The 26,499-nt window shown below is 74.0% G+C and carries 20 protein-coding genes; 5 read left to right on the top strand and 15 right to left on the bottom strand.

Annotated features, from left to right (window positions below; genetic code table 11):
• Positions 1 to 10 precede the first annotated feature (10 nt).
• Genes AC3IYI_RS13850 through AC3IYI_RS13840 form a run of 3 tightly spaced genes read left to right on the top strand, consistent with a single transcriptional unit; the run spans position 11 to position 2,254 of the window.
• Complete coding sequence (locus AC3IYI_RS13850; protein WP_489410463.1) at positions 11 to 1,000, top strand: methyltransferase domain-containing protein; 990 nt, start codon at positions 11 to 13, stop codon at positions 998 to 1,000.
• Between the two features lie 43 nt (positions 1,001 to 1,043).
• The gene (locus AC3IYI_RS13845) at positions 1,044 to 1,382 is read left to right on the top strand and encodes a PadR family transcriptional regulator (RefSeq protein ID WP_489410462.1); all 339 of its coding nucleotides are present in this window, start codon (positions 1,044 to 1,046) and stop codon (positions 1,380 to 1,382) included.
• On the top strand, positions 1,379 to 2,254 hold the full coding sequence (locus AC3IYI_RS13840) for a hypothetical protein (protein WP_489410461.1): 876 nt from the start codon (positions 1,379 to 1,381) through the stop codon (positions 2,252 to 2,254). Before AC3IYI_RS13845 ends, AC3IYI_RS13840 begins: the two co-directional genes overlap by 4 nt.
• Positions 2,255 to 2,340: 86 nt before the next feature.
• Here the strand turns inward: AC3IYI_RS13840 and AC3IYI_RS13835 are convergent, their stop codons facing one another.
• The 4 genes from AC3IYI_RS13835 to AC3IYI_RS13820 form a co-directional block, all read right to left on the bottom strand.
• The gene (locus AC3IYI_RS13835; protein WP_489410460.1) at positions 2,341 to 3,411 is read right to left on the bottom strand and encodes an FHA domain-containing protein; all 1,071 of its coding nucleotides are present in this window, start codon (positions 3,409 to 3,411) and stop codon (positions 2,341 to 2,343) included.
• A 90-nt stretch (positions 3,412 to 3,501) separates the two neighbouring features.
• Positions 3,502 to 4,827, bottom strand: coding sequence for a vWA domain-containing protein (locus AC3IYI_RS13830; protein ID WP_489410459.1), 1,326 nt, complete (start codon positions 4,825 to 4,827; stop codon positions 3,502 to 3,504).
• Between the two features lie 26 nt (positions 4,828 to 4,853).
• The gene (locus AC3IYI_RS13825) at positions 4,854 to 6,713 is read right to left on the bottom strand and encodes a PP2C family protein-serine/threonine phosphatase (protein WP_489410458.1); all 1,860 of its coding nucleotides are present in this window, start codon (positions 6,711 to 6,713) and stop codon (positions 4,854 to 4,856) included.
• A 288-nt stretch (positions 6,714 to 7,001) separates the two neighbouring features.
• Positions 7,002 to 9,326 carry a serine/threonine-protein kinase gene (locus AC3IYI_RS13820; RefSeq protein ID WP_489410457.1) on the bottom strand — a complete coding sequence of 775 codons (2,325 nt, stop codon included), beginning with the start codon at positions 9,324 to 9,326 and terminating at the stop codon, positions 7,002 to 7,004.
• A gap of 10 nt (positions 9,327 to 9,336) precedes the next feature.
• Here AC3IYI_RS13820 and AC3IYI_RS13815 point away from each other — a divergent pair, with 10 nt between their 5' ends.
• Positions 9,337 to 9,558, top strand: coding sequence for a hypothetical protein (locus tag AC3IYI_RS13815; RefSeq protein WP_489410456.1), 222 nt, complete (start codon positions 9,337 to 9,339; stop codon positions 9,556 to 9,558).
• A gap of 187 nt (positions 9,559 to 9,745) precedes the next feature.
• Here AC3IYI_RS13815 and AC3IYI_RS13810 read toward each other — a convergent pair whose 3' ends face one another.
• The 10 genes from AC3IYI_RS13810 to AC3IYI_RS13765 all read right to left on the bottom strand — a co-directional run bounded on the left by AC3IYI_RS13810 (position 9,746) and on the right by AC3IYI_RS13765 (position 22,084).
• The gene (locus tag AC3IYI_RS13810; protein WP_489411525.1) at positions 9,746 to 11,083 is read right to left on the bottom strand and encodes a hypothetical protein; all 1,338 of its coding nucleotides are present in this window, start codon (positions 11,081 to 11,083) and stop codon (positions 9,746 to 9,748) included.
• 116 nt (positions 11,084 to 11,199) lie between these two features.
• Positions 11,200 to 12,135 carry a glutamate ABC transporter substrate-binding protein gene (locus AC3IYI_RS13805; RefSeq protein ID WP_489411524.1) on the bottom strand — a complete coding sequence of 312 codons (936 nt, stop codon included), beginning with the start codon at positions 12,133 to 12,135 and terminating at the stop codon, positions 11,200 to 11,202.
• 152 nt (positions 12,136 to 12,287) lie between these two features.
• A complete protein-coding gene (locus AC3IYI_RS13800) occupies positions 12,288 to 13,691 on the bottom strand; it encodes a hypothetical protein (RefSeq protein WP_489410455.1) in 1,404 nt (467 codons plus the stop codon).
• Positions 13,692 to 13,847: 156 nt separating this feature from the next.
• Entirely contained in the window at positions 13,848 to 14,861 is a 1,014-nt protein-coding gene (locus tag AC3IYI_RS13795) for an N-acetylglucosamine kinase (protein WP_489410454.1), read from the bottom strand.
• Positions 14,852 to 16,117 carry a 6-phospho-beta-glucosidase gene (locus AC3IYI_RS13790; protein WP_489410453.1) on the bottom strand — a complete coding sequence of 422 codons (1,266 nt, stop codon included), beginning with the start codon at positions 16,115 to 16,117 and terminating at the stop codon, positions 14,852 to 14,854. Before AC3IYI_RS13790 ends, AC3IYI_RS13795 begins: the two co-directional genes overlap by 10 nt.
• Positions 16,118 to 16,122: 5 nt before the next feature.
• A complete protein-coding gene (locus tag AC3IYI_RS13785; RefSeq protein WP_489410452.1) occupies positions 16,123 to 17,052 on the bottom strand; it encodes a carbohydrate ABC transporter permease in 930 nt (309 codons plus the stop codon).
• A gap of 5 nt (positions 17,053 to 17,057) precedes the next feature.
• Positions 17,058 to 18,008 (bottom strand): carbohydrate ABC transporter permease, encoded by a 951-nt coding sequence (locus tag AC3IYI_RS13780; protein ID WP_489410451.1) that lies wholly within the window; start codon positions 18,006 to 18,008, stop codon positions 17,058 to 17,060.
• 4 nt (positions 18,009 to 18,012) lie between these two features.
• On the bottom strand, positions 18,013 to 19,347 hold the full coding sequence (locus AC3IYI_RS13775) for an ABC transporter substrate-binding protein (RefSeq protein WP_489410450.1): 1,335 nt from the start codon (positions 19,345 to 19,347) through the stop codon (positions 18,013 to 18,015).
• A 202-nt stretch (positions 19,348 to 19,549) separates the two neighbouring features.
• On the bottom strand, positions 19,550 to 20,797 hold the full coding sequence (locus AC3IYI_RS13770) for an ROK family transcriptional regulator (protein ID WP_489410449.1): 1,248 nt from the start codon (positions 20,795 to 20,797) through the stop codon (positions 19,550 to 19,552).
• 189 nt (positions 20,798 to 20,986) lie between these two features.
• The gene (locus tag AC3IYI_RS13765) at positions 20,987 to 22,084 is read right to left on the bottom strand and encodes a mechanosensitive ion channel family protein (RefSeq protein ID WP_489410448.1); all 1,098 of its coding nucleotides are present in this window, start codon (positions 22,082 to 22,084) and stop codon (positions 20,987 to 20,989) included.
• Between the two features lie 261 nt (positions 22,085 to 22,345).
• On the opposite strand from AC3IYI_RS13765, the gene AC3IYI_RS13760 reads away from it, so the two are divergent.
• Positions 22,346 to 22,900 (top strand): HNH endonuclease, encoded by a 555-nt coding sequence (locus tag AC3IYI_RS13760; RefSeq protein WP_243334920.1) that lies wholly within the window; start codon positions 22,346 to 22,348, stop codon positions 22,898 to 22,900.
• A 294-nt stretch (positions 22,901 to 23,194) separates the two neighbouring features.
• Here AC3IYI_RS13760 and AC3IYI_RS13755 read toward each other — a convergent pair whose 3' ends face one another.
• Positions 23,195 to 26,233, bottom strand: a complete 3,039-nt coding sequence (locus AC3IYI_RS13755) for a glycoside hydrolase family 84 protein (protein WP_489410447.1) — start codon at positions 26,231 to 26,233, stop codon at positions 23,195 to 23,197.
• Between the last annotated feature and the right edge of the window lie 266 nt (positions 26,234 to 26,499).

The raw sequence follows: 26,499 nt of genomic DNA, 5'->3' as shown, positions 1-26,499 counted from the left end.
CAGTGGAGACATGGGCGCACACGCCGAGGTACGCGACGTGCGGGAGACCGCGCACGCCGCCCAGGTGCGGGAGCTGACCGCCGCCGGGGCGCTGGAGGATCCGCGCTGGCGGGCGGCCTTCGCCGCCGTGCCCCGGCACGTGTTCGTCCCGTACTACTACACCGGCCGCGGCGCCGGACACGAGCGGCTCTGGGCCGAGGACCCGGACCCCGAACAGCGGGCCCGCTGGCTGCGCGGGGTCTACACCGACGCCCCGCTCGCCACCCGGCTGCGCGACGGCGAGCTGGTCTCCTCCAGCAGCCAGCCCTCGCTGATGGCGAAGATGCTGGAGGCCCTGGAGGTGCGCGACGGGGACAACGTGCTGGAGATCGGCGCGGGCACCGGTTACAACGCCGCCCTGCTGTGCCACCGGCTCGGCGACGGGCTGGTCACCACCGTGGACCTGGACGAGGAGATCACCGAGTCGGCGCGCGCACACCTGGCCGAGCTCGGCTACCACCCGGTGGTGGTCACCGGCGACGGGGCGCGCGGCTGTCCCGCCCGCGCTCCCTTCGACCGGATCCTGGTGACCTGCACGATCCCGCTGATCCCGCCCGCCTGGCTGGGCCAGTGCCGGCCCGGGGCCCGGATCCTGGCCCCGCTGTCGACCGGGCTGATCGCGCTCACGGTGCGGGACGCCGGCTTCGCCGAGGGCCGCTTCCTGCACACCTCGGCCTACTTCGTGCCGCTGCGCGGGGCCACGGCCGCGCCGCCGGGCACGTACGGGATGCCGCAGGGGATCCCGTACGAGCTGGTGGAGAACGAGCGCTTCCAGTTCATGCTGGTGCTCACCTCGGGCGCGCTCCACCCGAGGGAGGCTTTGGACCTGTGGCGGCGCGAGGACCGGCCGGGGCGCGAGCGCTTCGGGGTGACGGTCGGCGAGGCGGGGCAGTGGTCCTGGCTGGACGATCCCCAGGGGCCCTACGTGTGGCCCCTGGGGGAGAGGGAGGAGAAGTCATAGGTCGGCCATCGACATATGTCGGTTGCCGAGCTATGGTCGGGGTGTGAATGATCAAGCTCTCCGCGAGCCGACCCTGCTGATCCTCACGGCGATCGCCGATGCCCCACGGCACGGATACGCGATCGCCCAGGAGGTCGAGAAGATTTCGCAAGGCCGCACCAAGATGCGCACCGGAACGCTCTACGGAGCCCTGGAGCGGCTCCTGGAACAGGAACTCATCGCCGTCCACGAGGAAGAGGTGGTCGACGGACGCAGGCGGCGCAGCTACGCGCTCGCCCCACGCGGGCGGGAGACCCTGGCCGCCGAGGCGGCCAGGCTCGCGCGCACCGCGCAGGAGGCCACCCGGCGGCTGGGACTCGGCGGGGCGGTGACGGCCTCGTGACCGCGCTCGTGAGGCTCTACCCCGCCGCCTACCGGCGGGAGTTCGGCGACGAGATCTCCGACGCGTACCGGGAGGCCACCCGAGGGGCGGGCGCCCTCGCCCGGGTGGGCGAGAGCGCCGACGTCCTCGGGCACGCCCTGCGCATGCGCCTCGGGCTGGGCTCCGGCCGGCGCGCCGGTCGGCTGCTGGCCGCACTGGGACCGTTCGCCCTGGTCGCGGTCGCGGCGGCCGCGTCGAGCTGGGCCGGAGTGTTGCGCCACGCGCTCTTCGTCGGGGGACCGGACCAGGTCGGTCCGGGCTTCGTGGCGCTGGTCGCGGCGTACCTCGTCACCGTGTTCGGCGTGTTCCTCGCGCTGGCCGGGCGGTGGTCGGCGGGCAGCTGGACCGTGCTGGCGGGGATGGCCGCGGTGCTCGCGGTCAGTACGGTCCGGGCGGGCATCGGCGGTGTCGGGATCTCGGCGCTCTCCACCGGGCCGATGCTCGTCCTGGCCCTGGTGGCGCCGGCGTGCCCGCCCGACCTGCGGCCGGTGCCGCGGATCCGCACGCGGGCCGGGGTGAGCGCCGTGATGGCGTGGACGGTGGTGCTGGTGGGCGCGGCGCTGATGGTCCCGCTGGCGTACCCGCTCACCCAGCTGCGCTTCGTCGTGCCGGTGGCCGCCGGACTGCTGCTGGCCGGACGCCCGGCGTTCGCCCGGCTGCGCACCGCACCGGCCGTCCTGCTCGCGGGACTGCCGTTCCTGTACTTCGGCGTCATGCCCGGGACGCTGCTCGTGCTCGCGCTCGCCCTACTGCTGGTCCTGCTGCTGGTCACCGCGGTGGTGGTGAGCGTACGGCGCAGGCGGGACGTGCGGGACCCTCTGGTCGGCGGCTAGGCGGGCCGGGCCGGCCGGCGGCACCCGAACACGACGAAGGCCCCCGGTGACACCGGGGGCCTTCGTCGCATCGTGTTCGGGGAACCTCAGCCGCGCCGGACGGTGATCGTGGTCCAGGCGCCGACGTGGACGCGGTCGCCGTCGGCGAGCGGCACCGGAACGTAGGGCTGGATCGATTCCTCGCCGCCGTTGATCGTGGTGCCGTTGGTGGAGTTCTGGTCCACCACGGCCCAGCTGCCGTCGGGCTGCTGGACGAGCACCGCGTGCTGGTGCGAGACGCCCGGGTCCTCCGGGGGCACCGACAGGTCGATGTCGGGGGACTCGCCCGTCGAGGCGCGGCGGCGGCCGATGGTGATCTGGCCGCCGGAGAGCGGAAGGTGCTGCTCGGGGGAGTAGGCGGGCAGGTCGAGCCCTGCCGCCTCGGGGCCGCTGCGGTGCATCATCGCCATGAAGTACGTGCGGTCAGGACCGATGGTCGCGGTCCAGGAGCCGCCGCCCTGGGGCTGGTAGGGCTGCTGCTGGTACGACTGCTGGGGCGCGGGCGCCTGCTGCTGGTGATGCTGCTGCTGGTGGTGCGGGGGCTGCTGGGGCGGCTGGTACTGCCCGGTCCGCGAAGGCTGCTGCTGCGGGTACCCCGGCGGGGCCTGCTGCGCCTGCGGCTGCTGGTGCTGCGGCTGCGGCTGCTGGTGCTGCTGCGGGGGCGGCGGCTGCTGCTGGTACGGGGGCTGCTGGTAGTCCTGGCGCCCCGGGGGCGGCAGCATCCAGTCGTCCTCGCGCTGCAGCGGCTCGGCCGGGCGGTTCACCCGGGAGGGCCGCGAGCCCTGGTAGTCGAAGTGGTCCTGGGAGTACGCCTGCGGAGCCGCGGGCATGCCCGGCGGCGGGGGCGGCTGGGGCATGTCCGGGGAGAGCGGGGTGTACGAGGTCGCCGTACGGGTCAGGAAGTTGTACCGGCACTCCTCGCAGAACGGGGCCATGGCCTCGCGCGGGGTCCGGCACTGCGGGCAGAGCTCGGCCTGTGCGGTCGGCTCGCCGGTGGGAGGGTAGCCGTAGCCGTAGGAGGGCGCCCCGGGGGTGCCCGTAGGGGCGGCCATGCGGTGACCGCAGACCTCGCACCAGTCGTCGGAGGCGGACTGGTGCCCGTTCGGGCAGGTCGGCATCGCGGCGCTTCCTCCTTCTTCCTGCGTCTACGAGGCAGGGTCTTCTGATTCGCGTCTGATGCGCGTCTGATCAGAGCGTCAAGCTGTACGTCAAGATTTTCGCACTCGAACGGTTTGAGTGGAACGCGTTTCTAGTGTCATCTCGTCCGCGTCGGCGACCTTTGCCTTCAGTCGCACAGTACCCGCCGCCGCATCGACGACGTCCACCACCTTCGCGAGCAGCTTCGCGGTGTCGGCGTTGCCCGAGGAACTCGCCAGCTGCACGGCCCGGCCGAGCTTGGCCGTGGCCCCGCCGACATCCCCCAGTTTGCGGGCCTCCAGGCCCTGCTGGATGGCCTGCGCGAGCTCCGCCTGCCCGGTGTAGTGGGCCACCTGCGGGTTGATGGCGGTGGACGCGGCGAGATCGTCCGTCCAGACGGCGCGGACCAGGCCCTGGGCGAGGACGGCCGGGTCCTCACCGGGTGCCCCCGGCATGAGCAGGGCGGCGCGGGCGGCGAGCATCTCCTGGCCGATGGAGGCGCCGGGGACCCGTACGCACACGTGGTACTCGCGGGACTCGTCGCCCCAGGAACCCGTCGGGTAGTCCCCGGCGCGCGGGGTCGCCTCCGTGCGGCGGCCGGTCAGGTCCTGCACGGCGGGAGCGACCTGCTTGACGTACAGGACCTCCGCGCCCACGGGGGTCCACAGGCGCAGTGAGACGTCCGCCACTTCCTTGCCCATGACCTTCTCCATCATGTGCGTGAAGTCCTCGGTCAGCCGGGCCGGATCGGCCACGATGTCGGCGGTGCCGAGCAGCGCGCTCGCGATGCCGGTGACCTCCTTGACCTCCCAGTCGGTTCCCACGCCGCGGGCGTCACAGGTGAAACGGCCCGCGCAGGCGTCGAGCGTCGCGCGGAGCACGGCCGGGTCCTCGTGCTCGTTGCGGCCGTCGGTGAGCAGGATCCCGTGCCGGATCGCCGCGGTGGACCCGCGCAGCAGGCCGTCGGCGAGCCGCAGCCAGGTGCCGATGGCGGTGCCGCCGCCGGAGGTGAGGCCGCGCAGGGCCTCCTTGGCCTGGGCGCGGGTGGCCGCGTCGGCGATGGCGAGGCGGCCCCGGCGGGGGAACACCTCCTTGGCCACGTGGGTACCGGCGATCACGGCGAAGGCGGTGCCGTCGCGGAGGGTGTCGACGGCGGCGGCCGTCGCCTCGCGGGCGCCGCGCATCTTGTCGGGCGGGTACTCCATGGAGCCCGAGCAGTCGACCATGATCACCACGGCGGCGCCGCCGGGGGCGACGGCCGTCCGGGTGGCGGTCGCCCCGCCGGTGGAGGTGACCGTGACGATGGCGTGGACGTCGCGGGCGCCCTCGGCGAGGAACTCGTTCTGGTACACCTCCACGCTGAAGCGCGGGGCGCTCGGCTTGGCGAAGTTCGCCATCGGTCGCTACTCCTCGGGGACGGGGATCAGGCCTGGGCCTGCGGGGCGGCGGGGCCTGCGGTGCCTGTTGGGCCTGAGGTGCCTGTGGGGCTTGCGGGCTGAGCCGGCTGGGTCGACGGGGTCGGCGGGGTCGCCGCGAAGGGGACGACGGCGACGGTGACGTTGTCGTGCCCGCCGCCGTCGAGGGCGTGCCCCACCAGGACCTGCGCACTGTGCAGGGGCCGGACGGCGGCGTCGTACGGGAGCACCTGGGCCATGTCGCGCGCGGACTCGGCGTAGTTCCACAGTCCGTCGGTGCAGACCACGACCACGCCGTCGTGGTCGGGCTTGAAGGTGGCGGTGTGCGGTTCCAGGTCGTACGCGTCGGCCCCGAGCCAGCCGGTGATGGCGTGCGCGCGGACGTCGGCGTAGGCCTCGGCCTCGCCCATCAGGCCCGCCGCGACCATCTGGGCGGCCCAGGAGTCGTCCTCGGTGAGGCGGCGGGGCAGGGCGGCGCGGTCGTCGGGGACCCAGTACGCACGGCTGTCGCCGACCCAGCCGATGGTCAGCAGGCCGCGGCTGACGACGGCGCCGACCAGGGTGCAGGCGGGGGCGTTCTGGGCGCCGGGCACCTCGGGGGCGAGGGCGTTCACTGCGGCGGCGGCGGCCAGGATCGCCTCGTGCATGGCCTCCTGGGGGTGGGCGCCGCGGGGGAGGGCGTCGAGCAGCGCCTCGTTGGCGGCACCGGCGGCGGCCGCGGAGGCTTCGTCGGGGCGGCTGGCGGAGGAGACGCCGTCGCAGACGATGGCCACGGTGGCGGCGGAGCCGTCGGGCAGCGCGGTGGCCGCCACGGCGAAGGAGTCCTCGTTGCGGTGGTGGCGCAGCCCGCGGTCGCTGACGGCGGCGACGCTCCCGAGCTCCTCTTCGAGGTGGTCCCGCTCCCGGGGCTGCGCGTGGCCGCAGTGCTCGCAGTACCCGTCGGTGTCCACCCGCCCGGCGCGGCAGGCCACACAGGTCTTCCCACCGGCCTCCCCCTGCGGGGCGGGCCCTTGGGGGGCGTCGCCCCCCGGGCCGTGGCCCGCGGCGCCACCGCCGTACGGGGCTTCCCCGCCGGGGCGCCCACCCTGCGGGGCGGGGCTGCCGTACGGGGCTTCGCCCTCGGGGGTGTGTGCCTGTGGGGCGGGGCTGCCGTACGGGGCTTCCCCGCCGGGGCGCCCACCCTGCGGGGCGGGGCTGCCGTACGGGGCTTCGCCGCCGGGGTGCTGTCCCTGCGGGCCGGTGCCGCGCTGGGCGGGGTCGTGCCCGCCGGTCGGGCTGCCGTACGGGGTTCCACCCTCGGGGGTGTGCCCCTGCGGGGCCCGGCCGCCGTACGGGGCTTCGGCGCCGGGGTGCTGTCCCTGCGGGGCGGCGTGGTCGTAGGGGGAGGCGTGCTCTCCCGGGCCCGGGGTGCCGTACGCGTCGTAGCCGTCGTGGCCGGATCCGCCCGCGGAACCCGTGCCCTGTGCGCTCGCGCCGTAGGGGGAGGTGTCCGCCGGGTGCCGGCCCTGAGGCGGTGCGGCGTACGGGCCCTCGGGGGCCGGAGGCGTGCCGTGGGAGTCGGCCGGGGAGGCGGGGTCGGACCAGCCGGTGGGTCCCGACACCAGGGTGGGCGCGGCGGTGGAGACGCTGCCCCAGCCGGGCGCGGCCTCGCCGGCGTACCCGGGGGCCGCCGGTTCGGCGTAGCCGCCGGAGCGGCGGGGTGCGGGGGCTTCGTCGGGCGAAGGGCGCCCGCGGGTGGCCGGGATCCCGCCCGCAGGGGTGGCCCGGCCGGTGGTGCCCGCGTGAGCGGCAGCCGTCGCCGGGGTGATCGGCGCAGCCGGATCCGTCCCGGCCGGAGCGGGCGGGGCTGCCGGCGTCGCCGGGGCCACCGGCGCGGCCGGATCCTGCGCGCCCGGGCCCGTCGGGCCAGGACCCGCCGCAGCCGGACCTGCCGCGCCCGGACCCGCCGCAGCCGGACCCGCCGCGCCACCCGGGATCACGGGCGGTGCGCTCATCGGGGGCGCCGGGGGTGCGGGGGGCGTCGTTCGTTCCGGGGCTCGGGGCTCCGTGGGGGCGGCGGTGGTGAGGGCGTAGCCGCAGAGGCCGCAGAAACGATCACCCTCTTCCAGTGGTTCCGCGCAGCTGGGGCAGCCCGACAGCCGATGCATCGACATCAATCACACCCACGTCCGGGGACGGAAACGGTTTGCCCGCTCCACCAGTTCGATCCTCTCCTCGCCCCGCTGCGCCAGCCGTGCCAGCACGCGGAACGAGCGCTCCAGGCCGAAGCGCAGCCCCCGCTCGTCCAGTTGGCAGCCGAGCAGCGAGGTACGGCCGGGGTCGGAACCCCGGCTGCCCGACAGTACCCAGTCCAGCGCCGAGCCCAGAACTTCCGCCCTGAGCCGCTCGTGGCGCACCGAGTCCAGGCCGAACCGCCCCAGCGCCTCCACCTGCGCCGCGGCCGCCGACAGATCGGCCAGCAGGGCCTCCTGGGGAGACCGGTCGCGCAGGCGTGCCCGTACGGCCGCCACCCGCGCGGCGGTGTGGTGGATCGAGGCCTCCGGTACGGATTCCAGCGTGCGCACCGCTCCGGCCCGGTCCCCGGCGGCCAGCTGCACCCGGGCCAGCCCGAACGCCGCCCCGACGAACCCGGGGTCCGTGGCCCACACCAGCCGGTAGTACTCGGCGGCGTTGTCCAACTGCCCCAGCACCTCCGCGCACAGCCCCAGCGCCAGCTTCGGCGCCGGCTCGCCCGGGAAGGCGTCGTAGACGGCGTCGAAGGACAGGGCGGCCGTCTCGTCCTCCCCGACGGCCAGCGAGGCGATGCCCCGGGCCCACACCACGCGCCAGTCGTCGGGGTGCCGCGCCTCCAGCCGGGTCAGCGCCTCCGCGACGAGCGGCGCGTCGGCCCCGCCCAGTTCGATCCGGGCCCGCAGCTCCCGCAGCCGCAGCTCCGCGGATTCGGCCGGCGCCGAGCCCAGCGCGGCCAGCAGGTCGGCCGGCGCGGAGGCCAGCAGGCCCGCCAGGAAACCGGCGTTGGGATCCCCGGCGTCGACCAGCGGCACGGGCAGCGCCAGCGCCGCCTCACGGGTGTCCAGCGTGGACAGCTCCGGCCGCCGCGAGGCGGTGATCCCCACGGGTGGCAGGGGCGCGGCCGCCGGGGCCCGGCGCGGGGCCGGCACGCCGGGACCGGCGGCCCGGTGCGTCGCCGTGGTGACCAGCCCGGTCGTGCCGTACCCCGTGATCGGAGAAGCCGAAGGAGGCGCGGCGGGAGCCCCCGCCGCAGCGGAGGCCGGATCAGGAGCCGGGGCCGGTCCGGGGACGGCGGCCGGGACCCGCGCCGGGGCCGGACCCCGGCCCGCCCGCCACCGCTTCACGGTCCGCTCGCCCAGCTGGGAGACGTGCCCGCCCGACCTGTCGTCGATGAACAGCCGGTCGTCCGGAACCCGCAGCTCGGGCCCGAAGAGGGTGGAGACCTGGGGCCTCGGGCGGCCCGTCTGGAGCGCGACGACCTCCCGCAGCACCCCCGTCAGCTGGTCCGCCATCTCCTGCGCGGACGCGAACCGCCGCCCCGGATCCGGGTCGGTGGCCCGTACCAGCAGCCGGTAGAAGGACTCGTACCGCCCGAAGACCTCGATGTGCTGCGGGTCGGGCAGCGAGTCCACGAACACGTTCGTGTAGCCCTGGAAGTCGAAGGTCAGCACGGCCAGCGTGCGCGCCACCGTGTACAGGTCGGAGGCGACCGACGGGCCGAGCTCCGCGACCTCCGGCGCCTGGTAGCCGACGGTGCCGTAGATGGCCGACTCCTCGTCGTCCATCCGCCGGACCGCGCCCATGTCGATCAGCTTCAGCTGGTCGGCCTGCTGGATGGCGTTGTCGACCTTGAAGTCGCAGTACAGGAGGTTCCTGCTGTGCAGGTGGCCGAGCGCCTCCAGCGCCTCGATGCCGTACGCGCAGGCCTGCTCCACGGGCAGCGGGTCGCGGCGGCCGTCCGGCCGGCGCCGCTCGTTGGCGATCTCCTTGAGCGATTTGCCGCCCACGTACTCCATCACGATGTACCCGTCCAGCGAACCGGTCCGCTGGTCCAGGTGCTCCACGAAGTTGTAGATCCGCACGATGTTGGAGTGCTCGATCTCCGCGAGGAAGCGCCGCTCCGAGATCGCGGCCGCCATCGCGTCCTGGTCCCCGGTGTCCAGCAGGCCCTTGAGGACCACCCACCGGTCCGACACGGCCCGGTCCACCGCGAGGTAGACCCAGCCCAGCCCGCCGTGCGCGAGACAGCCCGCGACCTCGTACTGGCCGTGGACGAGGTCGCCCGCGCGCAGCTTGGGCACGAAGGAGTACGGGTGCCCGCACTTGGTGCAGAAACCTTCTGTCCGCCCCGGCCGGTCCCCGCGGGCCCGGCCCACGGGCGCCCCGCAGTCCGAGCGCGAGCAGAACCGCTTGCGCTCCGGGACCTCCGGGTTCTCCAGCACCGCCGCCGAGGGATCCGGACGAGGCACCTCCGGTACGTTGACCAGCCCGGCTCCCAGCCGGCTGCGGCCCGACACCGAGGCGGCCGAACCCGAACTGCGCACCGACACCGACCGGGTGGACGCGGCCCCCGAGAGCGCGCGCGAGAGCCGTCCCGAGACGGAGCGCCGGGAGGAAGACGACCGCGACGACCGCGCCGAGCGCGAAGCCCGTGAGGAGGAGGACGAGGAGGAGGACCGCCCGGACCCGTGCGAGCCCTGAGACCCCTGCGAGTCCCCGTGGCGGGCCGCGCTCGTCATTGCCGTCGGCACCGACACCAGCTCCTCGGCGCCCGCCGCGACGGCGCCGGCCGGCGCCAGCCCGCAGGTGCCGCAGTAGACCTCGCCGCCGCCCATGTCCTCGTACGTCCCCGGGCAGCCGGGGCGCATGCACGCCGTTCCGATCAGACTCACGCGTCCCCCTCCCTCGGCCCGTCGGGCCACTCACGCACCGGTCGGTGCTTTTGCTGATCCCGCTGGTCCTGCTGGTCCTGCTGATCCCGTTGGTCCCGCTGATCGTGCTGCTGCTGTGCCGGCAGCGCCTCGGCCGTCGCCCACTGGTAGCGCAGCACCGCCTGTTCGGCGGCCCGCAGATCGCAGGGCGCGCTCCACAGCATCCGCCGGGCGGTGTCGTACCGCTCCGTCAGCAGCGGATCCTCCGCCATGCCCAGCCGGGCCACCTTCGCCTTGTAGGCGTCGAGCCGTCCGCGCAGCTCCGCCCGTACCGCCAGCGGGGCCGTCACCGCGGTCAACGATTCGCGGGCCCGTCGCAGTTCCTCCTCGGCCCGCTCCTCCAAGGACTCCAGCAGCGGCGACAGCCGGTGCCACTGGGCCCGACGCCGGTACTCGGCCGCCGTCGAGAGCTGCTCCTGCAGCGCCGTCGGCGGGCCGCTCACCGCGGGCACCTCGGACGCCGCGATCTTCGCCAGCACCTCACCGCGCGCCAGCCGGGCCTCCGCCAGGGTCCGGTCGGCCCGCGAGAGCACGTCCCGCAGCCCGATCAGCCGCTGCTCGGCGTCCTGCCGGACGGCGAGCACCGCCTCGACCTCCCGGCGTACGTCCTCCAGCGCGAGCGCGGCCCGGTCGTAGCGCCCGGTGTCCGGACGGCCGCCGCCCGGAGCGGAGCTCCCGGCCACCGCGAACCAGAACGCCAGCGGGTCCTCGATCACCCGGGCCCGCAGGTCCGCCAGCTCGGCCGTGATGGCCTCCAGGTCGTCCCCCGAGGGGTGTTCCCCCGGCCGGACGCCCACCGAGTGGGCGAGGGCGCGGGTGCGGTGCAGTTCGGCGGAGAGGAGGTCGATCCGGGCGGGCAGCGCCGACCAGACGGAGTCCGCGGCGACCACCACGTCCAGGGAGCTCGCGTAGAGCTCGTTCATGCGGGACACCAGCTCGGCGAGGGAGAACCGCTCCGCGAGCGGGGCCCCCTCCACCGCGGCGCCGGAGATCAGCACCCCGGGCCCGCGCAGCCGGTCCGTCAGCTCGACCAGGTCCTCGCGGCTCGGCCAGCGGCGCCGCTCGCGGATCCCCCGGGCGGCGCCCAGCGCCCCGCTGTAGGCGTCGAAGTACCGCCACAGCCGGGTGATGGCCGCGTCGGCCTCGGCCCACCGCTCCTTGGTGACCCCTGTCAGCCCGGCGCCCTCCAGGAGCCGCCGGCCCGCGTGGTCCTGGAGCGCGAGCAACGAAGTCTCGACGGCCTCGTGCTCCGCGCCCAGCCGGGCCAGCGCACGGTCCACACCGTCCCGGTCCATCACAGCGGGCTGCACCCCCCAAGGCTGTGCCCCCAAAGGCTGTGCCCCCCCAGGATGTGCCTCCACCGATCCCGCCTCCGGTCTCGTGACATCGGGCTCAGAATCCGCCACCGGCCTCAGTCCCGGTACTTGGGAACGGGCGGGCCGCCCACGCCGGGCAGCACGGGCTCCAGATGGGCCTTGTAGGCCTTCATCCAGGAGCTGTCGCCACCGCCCGCGCGGTAGTCCTCCAGCACCTTGTTGACCCGGCGCACCAGGTCGCCGGCGTCCTTGTTCATGGCCACCCCGTAGAACTCCCTGGTGAACGGGGAGCCGACCAGCGCGACCGAGGGGTCCTGCGCGGCCTGGCCGGCGGCGAGGGCGTTGTCGGTGATGATGCCGTCCACCTCGCCCAACTGGAGCCGGACCAGGCAGTCGAGCTGGTTGGGCACGCTGACCGGGACGGCGCCGTAGGACTGGGCGGCCAGGGCCGCCTCCGCCGTGGAGCCGGCCGCCGTGCAGATGCGGCGGCCCTTCAGCGAGGCGTCGTAGCCGGTGATCTTCGAGCCCTTGGGGGCCAGCACCTGCTGCCCGGCCTCGAAGTACGCCGTCGAGAAGGCGACTTCCTCCAGCCGCTTGCAGTTGACGGTCATCGTGCGCACGACGATGTCGACCGTGCCGTCCTTGAGCGCGGGGATGCGCTGGCTGGTGGGGATGGCCCGGTAGATGACCTTGCCGTCCTCGCCGAATATGTCCTTCGCTATGGCCTTGACCAGGGCGATGTCGAAGCCGTCGAGCTCCCCGGCCGGGTTGCGGTAGCCCCATTTGAAGCTGTTCTGGTCCACGCCCGCGACGAGATGGCCCGCGGCGCGGATCCGCTGGATGGCGGAGCCGTCCAGCCCGTTGGGGCGCAGGCTCGCCTCCGGGTTCTCGCAGGTGTCCCCGGGGGTCTGCGGAGCGACGGCCATCCTGGCCGGCTCGCGCACCAGCGAGGAGGGTCCCGGGCCGCCCGGGGCCGCCTGGGCCAGCGGCAACAGCACGGCCGCCGCCGTCAGCGCACAGGCCACAGCCATCGCCCCGACCCCGCCCCAGCCGCGCAGCCGGCCCGTCAGCCGCCGCAGGCCTCGTACCTCCTGAACCTCCACGGCGCCCTCGGAGGCCCCATCAGGCGTCAGGGCCCCCTCGGAAACCCCGCCCGCGCGCTTCACCCGTCCCGGCATCGCTCTCACCTGTACTCCGAAAGCCTGCGCCCGATGCCGAGCAGGGCGGCCGCCGCGCCGACGACCGCCAGGGCCGCCGTGCCTGTCACCAAACCGTCGAGCGCGCCGAGCCCGTCCCGCGCCGCCCGGGTGAACTCACGCTGCTCGTGGGCCACGGCCTCTTCCAGCGAGGCGTCCACCGTGTCGAAGGCGGTCCCCGTGGGCTTCGTGTGGTTCTCGTCCCCGATGACCTGCCCGACGGCGCCCTGGTAGTCGCCCTTCAAGTCGGTCTCCCGGGCCGCCGCGTGGAGTTCCTTCCACTGCTTCACGCCTTCCGCGGCGCGGGACACGGGGTCGCGGCCGGCCGTGTCGTCGGCCAGCTGCGCCGCTGTCGCCAGGCCCGCGTCCAGGTCCTTCATGTCGTTCGAGTAGTCGACGTCGTACTTGTCGGACTTCTTGTCCTCGGCCAGTACGGCGCCGCGCGAGACCAGGGTCAGGTTCTCGTTGGCCCGCGCCTGGAGCGAGGCGATCCGCGCGTCGTTGAGCACCTTGAGCGACTCCTGCCCGTCCGTGCGGGCCTCGCTCAGCCCCGACCGGGCGACCGTGTGCCCCGCGGCCAGCCACAGCAGCAGCACCAGCGAGGCGGTGGTAGCGGCGACGAGCCCGTGGTTCAAGACGCGGTTCGTACGCCGGTAGTTGCGCCGCTGGGCCCAGATCAGGGCGGCGAGTGCGAGCAGACCCGCCCCGAGCGAGGCCAGGGGTAGCGCACGGGCCTCGTCGTAGTCCGTGTAGAGCCGGCCGGTCTCCGCCTCGTAGAGCCGCTGCGCGGCGGGCAGCAGCTGGGTGCTCATCTGCTCGTTCGCGTACCGGAGGTAGGCGCCGCCGAGCGGCAGGCCCTGCTTGTTGGTGGCCCTGGCCTGCTCGATCAGGCCGGTGTAGCGGGGGAGCTGCTCGCTCAGCAGGGTGATCTGCCTGCGGGAGTCCTCGCCGGCCGTGGTGCTGGCGGCCGCGTTCACCAGCAGCCGGGACGCGTTGGCGATGTCCTTCTCGTACCGGCTGCGGACCTCGCGGGGCTCTTGGCCGCCCGCGAGGAAACCGCTGGAGGAGGCGGTGTCGGCGTCCGCGAGGGAGCGGTAGATGCTCGCCGCGTCGGCGCTCAGCGGCTGGCTGCGGCCCACGACGTCGTCGGCCGCGGTGACCCGGCCGGAGATCTCCCAGACGGCCACCGCACCGAACAGCAGGACCAGCGCGGCCAGGGCCGCGCCGACGATCCGCAGCCGGCCGGGCTCGGTGGTGGCGGCCGCGCGCAGCCGCTCCACGCCCTCGGCCCAGGCGGTGCCCCGCCGGGGCAGCCCGTCGGGCGGCGGCGCCGGCGGCCCGGAGGGCGCCGAGACGCCGCCGGGCGCGGGCGCGCGTGATGTGATGGCCACCCTGACCTCCCCCTCGGTCCTTCGTGCTTCGCAGCAGTATGGCCTTAGTGGCGGTCGTCCACAGCACCCGGTGCTGGATCAGTCACGATCCGCCCCGGTCCGTCCCCCAGTCCTACTACGCCCCACGAGCCGGGATGGTTCCGGCGCGGGCGCGGTTCACCCGAAATGGGCACGCAGCTTCCCGTAGGCCTCGGGCCCCGCCCCGAGCGCGTCCAGCCCCAGCAGTCCGGCGCCCAGCACCGGTGGCGCCGTCACCACCGAGACCCGGGCGTGCGGGGCCCGGTCGGCCAGCAGGGCCTCCACCCGGCCGTTCAGCTGCGGGTGCCGGGCGGCCAGGACGCTGCCGCCCAGCAGGACGGGCGCCTCCTCGGCCAGCAGCCCGAGCCGCTCCAGCGCCACCGAGGCCAGTGCCACGACCTCCTCGGCCTGCCGCTCGACGAGGGCCGCTGCGACCGGATCACCGGCCGCGGCCACCACGAACAGCACCGGCACCAGCTCGTGCATCCGTACGGGATCGACGGCGCCCAGGTGCACCGCCTCGATCAGCGCGTACACGGAGTCCAGCCCGAAGTGCCCCGGCAGGGCACCCGCGAGTTCCGTGGGGCCGCCGCGCCCGTCCTCGGCGCGGGCCGCCCACCACATGGCCTCGGCGGCCAGTCCGCCGCCGCCGCCCCAGTCGCCGGAGATCTGTCCGAGCGCCGGGAACCGGGCCGTGCGCCCGTCGGGCAGCATGCCCACGCAGTTGATGCCCGCCCCGCACACCACCGCGACCCCGCGCGGCCCCCCGGCGTCCTCGCCGAGTCCGGCCCGCAGGATCGCGAAGGTGTCGTTGCGGACCTCGGTGGCCGTGCCCCAGCCGCGCGCGCCGATGGCCTGCGCGAGCCCGAGCTCCTCCACCGGGAGGTCCGCGTTGGCCAGACAGGCCGAGACCTGCACGGCGTACGGTGCTCCGGCCGCGGGCCCCGGCAGTCCCGCGGCTGCGGCCGCTTCGGCCACGGCCTGCCCGAGGACGTCCAGCGCCGCCTCGACCCCGACGCGCGGGGGCTGGAAGCCGCCCGCGCGCCCGGTACCGAGGACGCGGCCGTCCGCGGCGATCAGCGCCACGTCCGTCTTGCTGTTGCCCGCGTCGACGGCGAGGACGGCTGCCTCCGGGGGCCGGCTCACGCCCATGCCAGGTGCTCCTTGTTGTGCGCGAGGAGCCGGTCCGTCAGCCCCTCGGCGAGGTCGAACTGGCCCACCAGCGGGTGTGCCAGCAGCGCCTTGAAGACCCGCTCGCGGCCGCCCCGCAGCGCGGCGTCCAGCGCGAGGTCCTCGTACGCCGTCACGTGGGAGATGAGCCCCGCGTACAGCGGGTCCAGCCGGGGCACGGCCAGCGGCGACGGTCCCGCGCGGTCCACCCGGGCCTGCACCTCGACGACGGCGTCGTCCGGGAGGAACGGCAGGGTGCCGTTGTTCAGCGTGTTGACCACCTGTACGGCGCTCCCGCCGTCGCCCAGCAGGGCCGCGGCCAGGTCCACGGCCGCCTCCGAGTAGAAGGCACCGCCCCGCTTGGCGAGCAGTTCCGGCTTCTCGTCCAGCGCGGGATCCCCGTACAGGCCGAGCAGTTCCTTCTCCATCGCGGCGACCTCGGCGGCCCGCGAGGGCTTGGTGCCGAGCTCCCGGACCACCTCGTCGTGGGCGTAGAAGTAGCGCAGGTAGTACGAGGGGACGACCCCGAGCCGGTCCAGCACCGCGCGCGGCAGGTGCAGGTCCGCGGCGATCGCCTCGCCGTGGCGGGCGAGGAGCTGCGGCAGCAGGTTCTCGCCCTCCGGGCCGCCCTTGCGCACCCCCAGCTCCCAGGTGAGGTGGTTGAGGCCCACGTGGTCGAGGTGGATGTCGGCCGGCGTCAGGTCCAGCATCGCGGCGAACCTGCGCTGGAAGCCGATGGCCACGTTGCACAGCCCGACCGCCTTGTGCCCGGCCTGGAGCAGGGCGCGGGTGACGATCCCGACCGGGTTGGTGAAGTCGATGATCCACGCGTCCGGGTTGGAGCGCCGGACCCGCTCGGCGATGTCGAGGACCACCGGGACCGTGCGCAGCGCCTTGGCGAGGCCGCCGGCTCCGGTGGTCTCCTGGCCGACGCAGCCGCACTCCAGCGGCCAGGTCTCGTCCTGGAGCCGGGCCGCCTGCCCGCCGATGCGCAGCTGCAGCAGGACCGCGTCCGCGCCGGCGACGCCCGCGTCGAGGTCGGAGGTGGTGGTGATGAGACCGGGGTGCCCCTGCTTGGCGAAGATCCGCCGGGCCAGGCCGCCGATCAGCTCCAGCCGGTCGGCGGCCGGGTCGATCAGCACCAGCTCGCTGACGGGCAGGGTGTCGCGCAGCCGGGCGAACCCGTCGATCAGCTCGGGGGTATAGGTGGAACCGCCGCCCACCACTGCGAGTTTCATGGTCACTAGCCTTTCACTCCGGTCAGGGTGACGCCTTCGACGAACGCCTTCTGGGCGAAGAAGAAGAGGACGATCACCGGGGCCATGACCAGCACGGTTGCCGCCATGGTGAGGTTCCAGTTGGTGTGGTGGGCGCCTTTGAAGGACTCCAGTCCGTAACTGAGGGTCCAGGCGGCCGGGTTGTCCGAGGCGTAGATCTGCGGGCCGAAGTAGTCGTTCCAGGCGCAGAAGAACTGGAACAGCGCCACGGCCGCGATCCCGGGCTTCGCCATCGGCAGCACCACCCGCAGCAGGGTGCGCAGTTCGCCGCAGCCGTCGACCTTCGCCGCGTCCAGGTACTCGTCGGGGATCGTCAGCAGGAACTGGCGCAGCAGGAAGATGGAGAAGGCGTCGCCGAAGGCCATCGGGATGATCAGCGGCCACAGGGTGCCGGACAGGTCCAGCTGCTTGGCCCAGAAGAGGTACATCGGGATGACGACCACCTGGGGCGGCAGCATCATCATGGCGATGACCAGCAGCAGGGACAGCCGCCGGCCGCGGAAGCGGAACTTGGCGAGCGCGTAGGCGACGGGCACCGAGGAGACCACGGTCAGCAGGGTGCCGAGGCCCGCGTACAGCAGGGTGTTGCGCCACCAGGTCAGGAAGCCGGGGGTGTCCCACACCTTCGCGTAGTTGCCCCAGTCCCAGCTGCGCGGCCACAGGTCGCGGGTCAGCGCCTGCTGGTCGCTCATCACCGAGGTCAGGAAGAGGAACACGAAGGGGAGGACGAAGAACAGCGCCGCCGCGACGCCGAGGGAGTGCACGGCCACCCAGTGCAGGGCGGCCCGGCGGCGTGCCGTGCGTACGGCCCGCGCGGAATCGGGCGCGGGGGACGCGGCCGGACGCGGGGTCCGGCGCGGGCCGCGGGTGAGGGTCTGGCTCTGGTTCTGGCTCATGGCCGTCAGTCACCTGCCTCGATCAGGCCGCCGCGCCGCCGCATCAGCAGTGCGGTGAAGGCCATGGAGAGGGCGAACAGCACCAGGGCGACCACGCAGGCGGTGCCGTAGTCGAAGCGCTGGAAGCCGACGTTGTAGATGACCTGGGGGAGGGTCAGCGTGGACTTGTCGGGGTACCCGGGCTCGGTCGGCTGGCCCGAGCCGCCGATCACGCCGGACGCCACCTTCCCCGCCACCAGGGGCTGTGTGTAGAACTGCATCGCCTGGATGACCCCGGTGACCACCGCGAACAGGATGATCGGCGAGATGTTCGGCAGGGTGATGTGGCGGAAGCGCGCCAGCGCCCCGGCCCCGTCCAGCTCGGCGGCCTCGTACTGCTCGCGCGGTACGTCGAGCAGCGCGGCCATGAAGATGACCATCAGGTCGCCGACCCCCCACACCGCGAGCGCGGTCAGCGCCGGCTTGGACCAGTCGGCGTCCGTGAACCAGCCGGGCGTGGGCAGCCCGACCGCGTCCAGCAGGGTGTTCACCGGGCCGGTGCCCGGGTTGAGCAGGAAGACGAAGGCCAGGGTCGCGGCCACCGGTGGGGCCAGGTAGGGCAGGTAGAACAGGGTGCGGAAGACGCCCGTACCCAGCTTGATCTTCGTGATGAGCAGGCCGATGCCGAGACCGAAGGCGACCCGGCAGGCGACCATCACCACGACCAGCCACAGGGTGTTGCGCATGGCCGGCCAGAACATCGGGAGGTCGGAGAAGACGTAGGTCCAGTTGTCCAGACCGTTGAAGACGGGCGGGCGGAAGCCGTCGTACTTGGTGAAGGAGAAGTAGACGGTGGAGACGAGCGGGTAGGCGAAGAAGACGCTGAACCCGATCAGCCAGGGCGACATGAAGGCCGCCGTGCGCAGCGCCGACCTGCGGCGCTTGGTGCGCAGTTCGGGGGAGAGGGTGCCGTCCATCGGGCTACTTGGCCTTCGCGATGTCCGTGTCGATCTGCTGGTCGGTCTTGGCGAGACCGGCCGCGATGTCCGCGACCTCGCCCTTCTCGACCGCGTACGCGAAGTCCGTGAAGGTCAGCTGGTAGGTGCCGCCGTCCACCTGCGCCGGGGTGGTGGTCGACTTCGGGTGCCTGGCGATGTCGATGAACGTCTTGAACTCCGGGCTGACCTGGAGCTTCGGCGACTCCAGGGCGGCCAGGGTGGAGGGCACGTTGTGGATGGCGTTGGCGAACTCCACGACCGCCTCGGTGTCGGTCGTCATGTACTGCGTCAGCTCCCAGGCGGCGTTCTGCTTCTTGCTGCCCGAGGCGATGCCCATGATCGTGCCGGCGAGGTAGCCCTTGCCGTACTCGGCGATCCGGTCGTCGGGGACGGGCATCGGCGCGGTCCCGATCTCGAACTTCGCCCCGGCCTCCTTCGCCATGGCGGGCCGCCACTCGCCGTCGATCTGCATGGCCACCAGGCCCAGGTGGAAGGGGTGCTCGGCGCTCCACTCGTCGCCGAAGGTGGTGCGGAACCTCTCCAGCTTCTCGTACCCGCCGAGCTTGCCGACCAGGTCCTTCTGGGCCGTCAGCATCTGCGCGAAGCCGGGGTCCTTGGCCAGGTTGGACTTGCCGGCGGCGTCGAAGTAGGCAGGGCTCCACATCGCGGCGAGGCGCTGGGGGGCGGTCTCGTAGCCGTGGTAGGTGGGCATGATGCCGAGCTGCTGGTACGAATCGCCCTTGGGGATCGTGAGTTTCTGCGCGGCGGCTTCGAACTGGCTCCAGGTCTTGGGCGGTTCGGTGATCCCCGCGGCCTCGAAGGCGGTCTTGTTGTAGACGAGGCCGTAGGCGTCGTTCAGCAGCGGCAGCGTGCACTGGTTGCCGTTGAACTGGGTGTACTCGAGCAGGGTCTTGGGGAAGACCTTCTCCTTGTCGACCCCGGACTTCTTCAGGAAGGGGTTCAGGTCCGCGAAGGCGCCGGTGTTGCAGAACTTGCCGACGCTGTCGGTGGTGAAGGACGAGACCACGTCGGGGGCCTTCTCCCCGCCGGCGCGCAGCGCCTGGTTGATCTTGTCGTCCGTCATGTTGCCCGTGACGTTCACCTTGATGTTCGGGTGCGCCTTCTGGAACCGGGCGATGTTGTCCTCGATGGCCTTGATCTCGCTGGGGGCGGACCAACCGTGCCAGAAGTTGAGGGTGACGTCTTTGTTCGGGCCGTCGGCGGCCGTGTTGGAGGCGGAGCCCGTACACGCGGTGGCGAGTACGGATATCGCGGCGACGGCGGTGGCGGCGACGGTCAGGCGGCGGATTCCGGGCATGGCGGAGTCACTCTCTGCGCGGGGGGACTTCCTGGAGGGGTGGGGAGGAGCGGTGTGGGCTCACGCGGGGGAAGTGCAGTGCAGGTGGTGCAGGTGGTGCAGGTGGTGCAGGTGGGGTGTACGGGGCTGCGTGCGCCGGGGGCTCGTGCGGGGGAGGTGCGGTGCGGGCTTGCGCGGGGTGGTGCGGTGCGGGTGGTGCGGTTCAGCGGCGGGAGGTGTCGAAGACCTCGTCGCGGGTCGCGGCGAGGGCGCTCTCCAGCGCCCCGCGCAGCACGGGCCGTTCCCGTACCTCGCCGGTCACCAGGCGGGGCCGGGACGGGGCGAGGTCGGCGAGCTCGGCTTCGAGGAGCTCGCGCAGCGGCTCCCCGCCCGCGATGGTCAGCGCGCCGGAGAGGATCACGATCTCCGGGTCCAGTACGGCGACCAGCGAGGCCAGACCGGTGGCGAGGGCGGTGGCGTACTCCCGCAGGAGTTCCAGGTGGGCCCCCTCGGGCGCGGCGGCGGCTTGGGCCAGCAGCGCGGCCGCCGCTTCGACCATGGCCCCGGACTCGGCCCCGTGCACGGCGCCGTGCACCGAACCGGCCCCGGCCGCGGCGGCCGGCGGTGCTTCGACCCCGAGCCGGGCCGCCATCGCGGGCAGTACCTGTGCGCCGGCCAGCTCCTGGTAGCCGCCGGAGTTGACCCGGGTGACCTGGCGCACCAGCGGGTGCCCGGCGACCGGCAGGAAGCCGATCTCCCCGGCGCCGCCGGTCCAGCCGCGGTGCAGCCGGCCGCCGAGCACGAGGGCGGCCCCGAGGCCTTCCTCGTTCCACAGCAGGACGAAGTCCTCGTGGCCGCGGGCGGCGCCGAGCCACTGTTCGGCGACGGCGGCGAGGTTCACGTCGTTCTCGTACTCGACCGGCATCGGCAGGGCCGCGGCGAGCTCGTCGAGGAGCGTGGGGGACTGCCAGCCCACCAGGTGGTCGGCGTAGCGCAGCACCCCGGTGCGGGGGTCGAAGGAGCCCGGGGTCGCGATGACGACCCGGTGGATGTCGGCGAGGTGCAGCCCGGCGTCCTTGACGGCCTCGCCGAGGGCGCGGGTGACCTGCTCGACCGGTCCGGTGCCCTCCGCGTACGGGAGCTCGTGGCTGCCGATCACCTCGCCGGTCAGGTCGGCCACGGAGGCGAGGATCCGGCCCGGGGTGACGTCGAGCCCCGCGACGTGGGCGGCCCGCGCGTTGACGGCGTAGAGCTGCGCGTTGGGGCCGGGGCGGCCGGTGGCGGTGCCGGTGGCGACGACGAGCCCGGCGGCCTCCAGGCGGGCCAGCAGCTGGGAGGCGGTGGGCTTCGAGAGGCCGGTGAGGTGCCCGATCCGGGTCCGGGACAGTGGACCGTGCGTCAGCAGGAGCTCGAGCGCGGCCCGGTCGTTCAGGGCGCGCAACAGGCTGGGCGTACCGGGTGTGGCGGGCATGGGGTGACTTCTCTCTCACCGGGGTGAACTGTTAGGTAAGTTTCCTATTGGTGGGTCGCTCGTGTCAATGGTGGTGCGTACGCCACTGCCTGCTGCATACGACCCCATACCCGCGTACGCCGCTGCCCCCGCAGGTTGGACCTGCGGGGGCAGCGGCGTACTCATGTACGGGGTCGTGTGGGGCGGGTGCTACTTCGTGATGCGGGGACCGGAGACCGAGCCGCCCACGGCCGGCGGCGGGATCTCCGCGGTGGCCAGGGACTGCGGCGACGTCGGGTTCGCCAGCGCCGACGGCGGGGCGACGGACGCCGAGGGGTCGGCCGGGGCCGCTTCCTCCTCGGGCGCCGGCAGGCCCCCGACGATCCCGATGCCCGCGGCGTCGAAGGCGTCCTTGATCCGCCAGCGCAGCTCGCGCTCCACGGAGAACTGCTGGCCCGGCATCGTCTTCGCCGACACCGACACCGACATGGAGGCCAGCAGCACCTCGTCCAGTCCCAGCACCTCCACCGGACCCCACAGCCGCTCGTCCCACGGGGACTCCTTGGCCATGGTGTCGGCGATCCCCTTGATCACCTCGCGGATGCGGGAGAGGCTCTCGGTCGGCTTGACCTGCACCGCCACGCTCGCCGTGGCCCAGCCCTGGCTGAGGTTGCCGATCCGCTTGATCTCGCCGTTGCGGACGTACCAGATCTCGCCGTTGTCGCCGCGCAGCTTGGTGACGCGCAGGCCCACCTCGACGACCTCGCCGGAGGCCACACCGGCGTCGATCTTGTCGCCGACGCCGTACTGGTCCTCAAGGATCATGAACACGCCGGAGAGGAAGTCCGTGACCAGGTTCCGGGCGCCGAAACCGATCGCCACACCCGCCACACCGGCGCTCGCCAGCAGCGGTCCCAGGTTGATGTCGAGCGCGCCGAGCACCATCAGGCCCGCCGTGCCGAGGATCAGGAACGAGGCCACCGAACGCAGTACGGAACCGATGGCCTCGGACCGCTGCCGGCGTCGCTCGGCGTTGACCAGCAGCCCGCTCAGGGCCGTGCCCTCGACGGCGTCGGCGCCGCGGTTCATCCGCGTGATCAGCTTGGTCAGCGATTTGCGGACCACCGAGCGCAGGGCGAAGGCGATGACCAGGATGAGGAGGATCCGCAGGCCCAGATACAGCCATCCGGCCCAGTTCTCCTCTATGAAACTGGCAGCCTGGGTGACGTTCTCGTGCGTCTCTCTGATCGTTTGGGACGCGTCCGGGGTGTCGGCTGCGAGCGGGAGCAGTGCGGCAGGCCTGGGCACGGCGGGTACCTCCAGATATAGCGTCCTGCCCGCGGAAGGGGTGGGGCGGGCAGACCATCCACCCTAACGGGGCACTCGGCCTGACTTGTTGCCGTGTTCGAGGGAGAGACCAGACTCACGCGGGGATGAAGCAGGTGTGGTCGAAAACACCTCGGACCCGTTACGGGCGCGTGGTGGCGCTTCGACCAGCCGTAAGGGGAGACTGGAAAGCAGATCGTCCCGGCGCGAGCCACGCGCCGCCGGCGTTATAGGAGGCAGTCCGTGCCGCACGTCCTGGTCCTCAACGCGTCGTACGAGCCCCTCGGCGTCGTACCGCTCCGTCGCGCGCTCGTCCTCGTCCTGGAGAACAAAGCCGTCTCCCTGGAAGAATCCGGCGCCTTTCTGCACAGCGCGACAAGGGCCGTCCCCGCGCCCAGCGTGGTTCGGCTCAAGCGCTTCGTGCGGGTCCCCTACCGGGGGCCCGTTCCACTCACCCGCCGCGCACTGTTCGCCCGGGACGGCGGCCGCTGCATGTACTGCGGGGCCGTCGCCACCAGTGTCGACCACGTCGTCCCGCGTAGCCGGGGCGGGCAGCACGCCTGGGACAACGTCGTCGCCGCGTGCCGTCGCTGCAACCACGTCAAGGCCGACCGGCACCTCGTGGACCTCGGCTGGCGGCTGCGGCACCAGCCGGCTCCGCCGTCCGGGCTGGCCTGGCGGATCATCGGGACGGGGCACCGGGATCCGTGCTGGATGCCGTATCTCCAGCCGTACGGGGCGGAGGATGCGCTGGATCGCATCGGGGTCCCCGTCGCTGCCGCGGCGGTCGCGTCGTAGCCCCCTGAGCGGGGCCCCGCCTGCGGACGCGCCGCTGCGCGGGGCGAAGTCCCCGACCCGCCCTTCGCCCGTTCCCCGGGGCTCTGCCCCGGACCCCGCGCCTCAAACGCCGGCGAGGCTGGAATTGCCCTACGGGCAATCCAGCCCCGGCCGGGCAAAATCCAGCCGCTCCGGCGTTTGAGGAGCGGGGGTCCGGGGGCTGGCCCCCGGGAGCGGCGCCGCACGCGCAACGGGTCCGGGGCGGAGCTCCGGGGAACGGGCGAAGGGCGGGTAGGGGACTGCCCCGCAGGGTCCCTAAGGGGCCACCGCGAAGGCTTCCGCGCCCAGCAGGCTGCAGCCGTAGCGGGTGGCGCGGATCTCGCAGGTGACCCGGACGAAGCGGGCCGGGGCGGTCGCCGGGTCCAAGTGGACGGAGTCCACCCCGCCGCGGGAGGCGACCGTCGCCGACGGATGCCAGGCGACACCGTCCGCCGAGGTCTCCACCCGGAACCGGGACGGGTACGCCTCCTGCCAGCGCAGCCGCAGCAGCCCGATCCGCGCCGGAGCCGGCAGCTCCGCCTGCCACCAGGCCCCGTCGGCCGCGGGCGAGGACCAGCGGGTGGCCGGGGAATCGTCCAGCGCCCCCGACGCGGGGAACGCAGGGGTCTCGTCGCCCGAGGACGAGGCCACGGCGGAGCGCAGCAGGTTCGGGCCGGCCGTGCGCGGATGGGCGCGGACCGTCAGCGTGTGCGTCTCGGAGCCGAAGGTGACCGGAACCTCGTAGCTGCCCGGCGCGGTGCCCGCGGCGACCGTGACCTCCACCGGGACGGTCGCCGTCGTACCGCGGGCGGCCGCGGCCGTCTCCGGCAGGCGCACCGAGATCCCCGGCGGCGGCGTCGCCGACAGGGGCCCGCGGACCTCGCCGGGACGCAGCGCGGACAGCTGCGCCGGGATCCGCTGCGCGGCCCCGCCGATCTCCGCGTCCACGCTCTGCGCCAGCTCGAAGCGGGCCTCCGGGCCGTCCGCCGTCCACGGGACCACGCTGTGCACGACCGGAGCCGGGCCCGACCAGACGAGCCGGACCGCGTCGGCCCGTAGACCGCCCACGTCCGCCTGGGTCCAGCCCGACGCCGCCGCCTGCGCGACCTTGCGCCAGCCCTCTCCCGGTACGTGGGCCTCGATTGCGGCGCCCCGGCTGGCGGGCGGCAGCGGGTCGGTCATCACGGTCACCACCGACACCGGCCGGGCACCGGACAGCTCGACCGTCCACGCGTCGGTCTGCCGGGTCACCGTGCCCGGCGTGCGGGCCGCGCCGGTCCAGGCGTCGGCCTCGGCGGCGGCCCGCGCCAGGAAGGGGTCCAGCACCGCCTTGTCGACCCGGGCGGCTTCCGCCCCGGACAGCGCCGCGCGGGCGGCGGTGAAGGCCTGCGAGGCCCGCCAGGCCGCCGCCCCGTCTCCGCGGGCCTGCGCCTGGAGGACGTCGAGCGCCAGTTCTCCGGCGGCCCCGTAGCGCGCGAGCCGCGACAGCCAGGGCCCCGCCTCTCCGGCGAGCGCGGGCAGCCGGTCCGGGGCCTCGCGCAGCACGCGGAAGGAGGAGCGCAGCCGCTCGCCCGCCGCCGGGTCGCCGGAGCTCCGGGCCCGCCAGAACTCCTCCATCAGGGGGACCAGGTAGGCGGACTCGGGCTGGGCGAGGCCGGAGGAGGCGTTGTTCGCGGCCAGCGCGGCCAGGGCCTCGCGGGCCTTGGGGTCGGGTCCGGCGAGCGAGGCCACGGCCGCCGCCCAGGAGTCGGCGGCCCGGTAGCCGCGCGGGTTCCACGTGAAGTCCGCCGCGGTGAACAGCGGGATGCGCGACAGCGTGCCCTGGGGCATCGCGTTGGCCAGTACGGCCGCCGAACCGCCCGCGACCACCGGGTCCCGTCCCGCGTAGGGGCCGAGGAAGATCCGGCCCGGATCCCAGTCGTTGACCGGGTAGTTGTCCATGGTGACCAGCGGGTGCTGCCCGAGCGCCGAGCGCGCCCCGTTCATCTCGCTGCCGGTGATCGTGCGCGGCACCACGCCGACGCCCGTCCAGGCCACTTCCACCCGGCCGTCCAGGGCCGCGGCCAGCGCGGTCCGGTAGGGCGTCGCGCCCTCCTGGTAGTACTCCGTCGGCAGCAGTGACAGCGCGGGCGCCCCCGGATAGCGCCGGGCCAGGTGCGCGGCGAGCTCGCCCGCGACCTCCGCGTGCGCCTTCGCGGCCGCCGCCGGGCCCTTGCCGTAGCGCTCCCGGTCAGCGCGACAGCCCCACTCGGTGTAGCTGACGTCCTGGAACTGCACCTGGAACGCCCGGAATCCGAGGTTCCACATGGCGTCCAGCTTGCGGGCGAGCGCCGCCCGGTCGGCCGAGGAGGCCAGGCACATCGACTGCCCGGGCGCCACCGCCCAGGCGAGCACCACCTTGTTGGCGCGCGCCCGGTCGGCCAGCTCCCGCAGTTCCGCCGCCTGCGGCGCCGGGTAGTCGCGGCGCCACTGCGTGGTGCGGTACGGGTCGTCGCCGGGCGCGAGCAGCAGCCGGTTCAGCTTGGTGCGGCCCATGAACTCCACCTGCGCGAGGCGCTGGGCGGCCGTCCACGGAGTGCCGTAGAACCCCTCCGTGATCCCGCGCACCGGGGCGGACGGCCAGTCCCGTACGAGGACCCCGGGCGCCTTCCCGCCGCCCTGGGCGAGCAGGTGACGCAGCGTCTGCGCCGCGTGGAACAGCCCGTCCTCGCCCACGCCCGCCAGCGCGACCGTGTCCCGCCCCTCGGCGCGGCCCACCGCCAGCCGGTAGCCGCCGGCCGGCAGGTCGCCGGCCGCGTCCGCGCCCAGGGCCCGCAGCGCCCGCTCGGCGTTCCCGTCGTCCGGCCCCTGGAGCCGTACGACGGGTCCCGCACTGGGCAGGGGTTCCGCGTCGGTCCGCTCGTGCAGGGTCCGTACGCCCGCCCCGCGCAGGGCGTCGCGCACCAGCTGGGCGGCGTACGGGTCCACGCCGGCGGGCAGCACCAGTACGGCCTCGGCGCCCAGCGGCACCGCACGCGCCGGGTCGAAGGCCATCGACTGCGGCCGGGGATGCACCGCGGGCCCCTCGGTGGCGGCGCGCGCCGGATCGGAGCCGGGGCCGAGCACGGGGGCGGACACGGGGGCCGGGTCGCGCAGCGCCGCGGGAGCCGCGGCAGCGCCCGGCGCGGGAGCGTCCGGTGTGTCCGGTGCGTCCGGCGAGGTGGGCGCGGCGAAGGAGGTGGGGGGACCCACCACCGCCGAGCCGCTCAGCAGTGCACCGATGACGGCGACCGCCGCGGCGGTGGCCGTGGCCCGCTTGCTGCCCCTGATCTGCACGGAGCCACCCCGTCCCGAGTCGTTCCCCGCTCGTACGAACGAGCCAGAGCCCACCATCCGTACGGCCGGGGTGTCAACGGCGGCGGGTGATCTGACCGGGATCGGCCAGGAATGCGGTGCCGCCGACTGGGTAGGGCTGGGATGTTCTCCGGGCGGCGCGCCGGAGGGTGTTCCCGACGATCCCGCACGCCAGGGCGAAACCTCCCGACTGCGGTGATCGGCGCGGAGCCCCGCAACACCTCCCGCGCACGGCCCGGACACAGGCA

The organism is Streptomyces sp. GL_148 (assembly GCF_057834205.1).
This window is presented reverse-complemented; position numbering and strand designations above follow the sequence as displayed.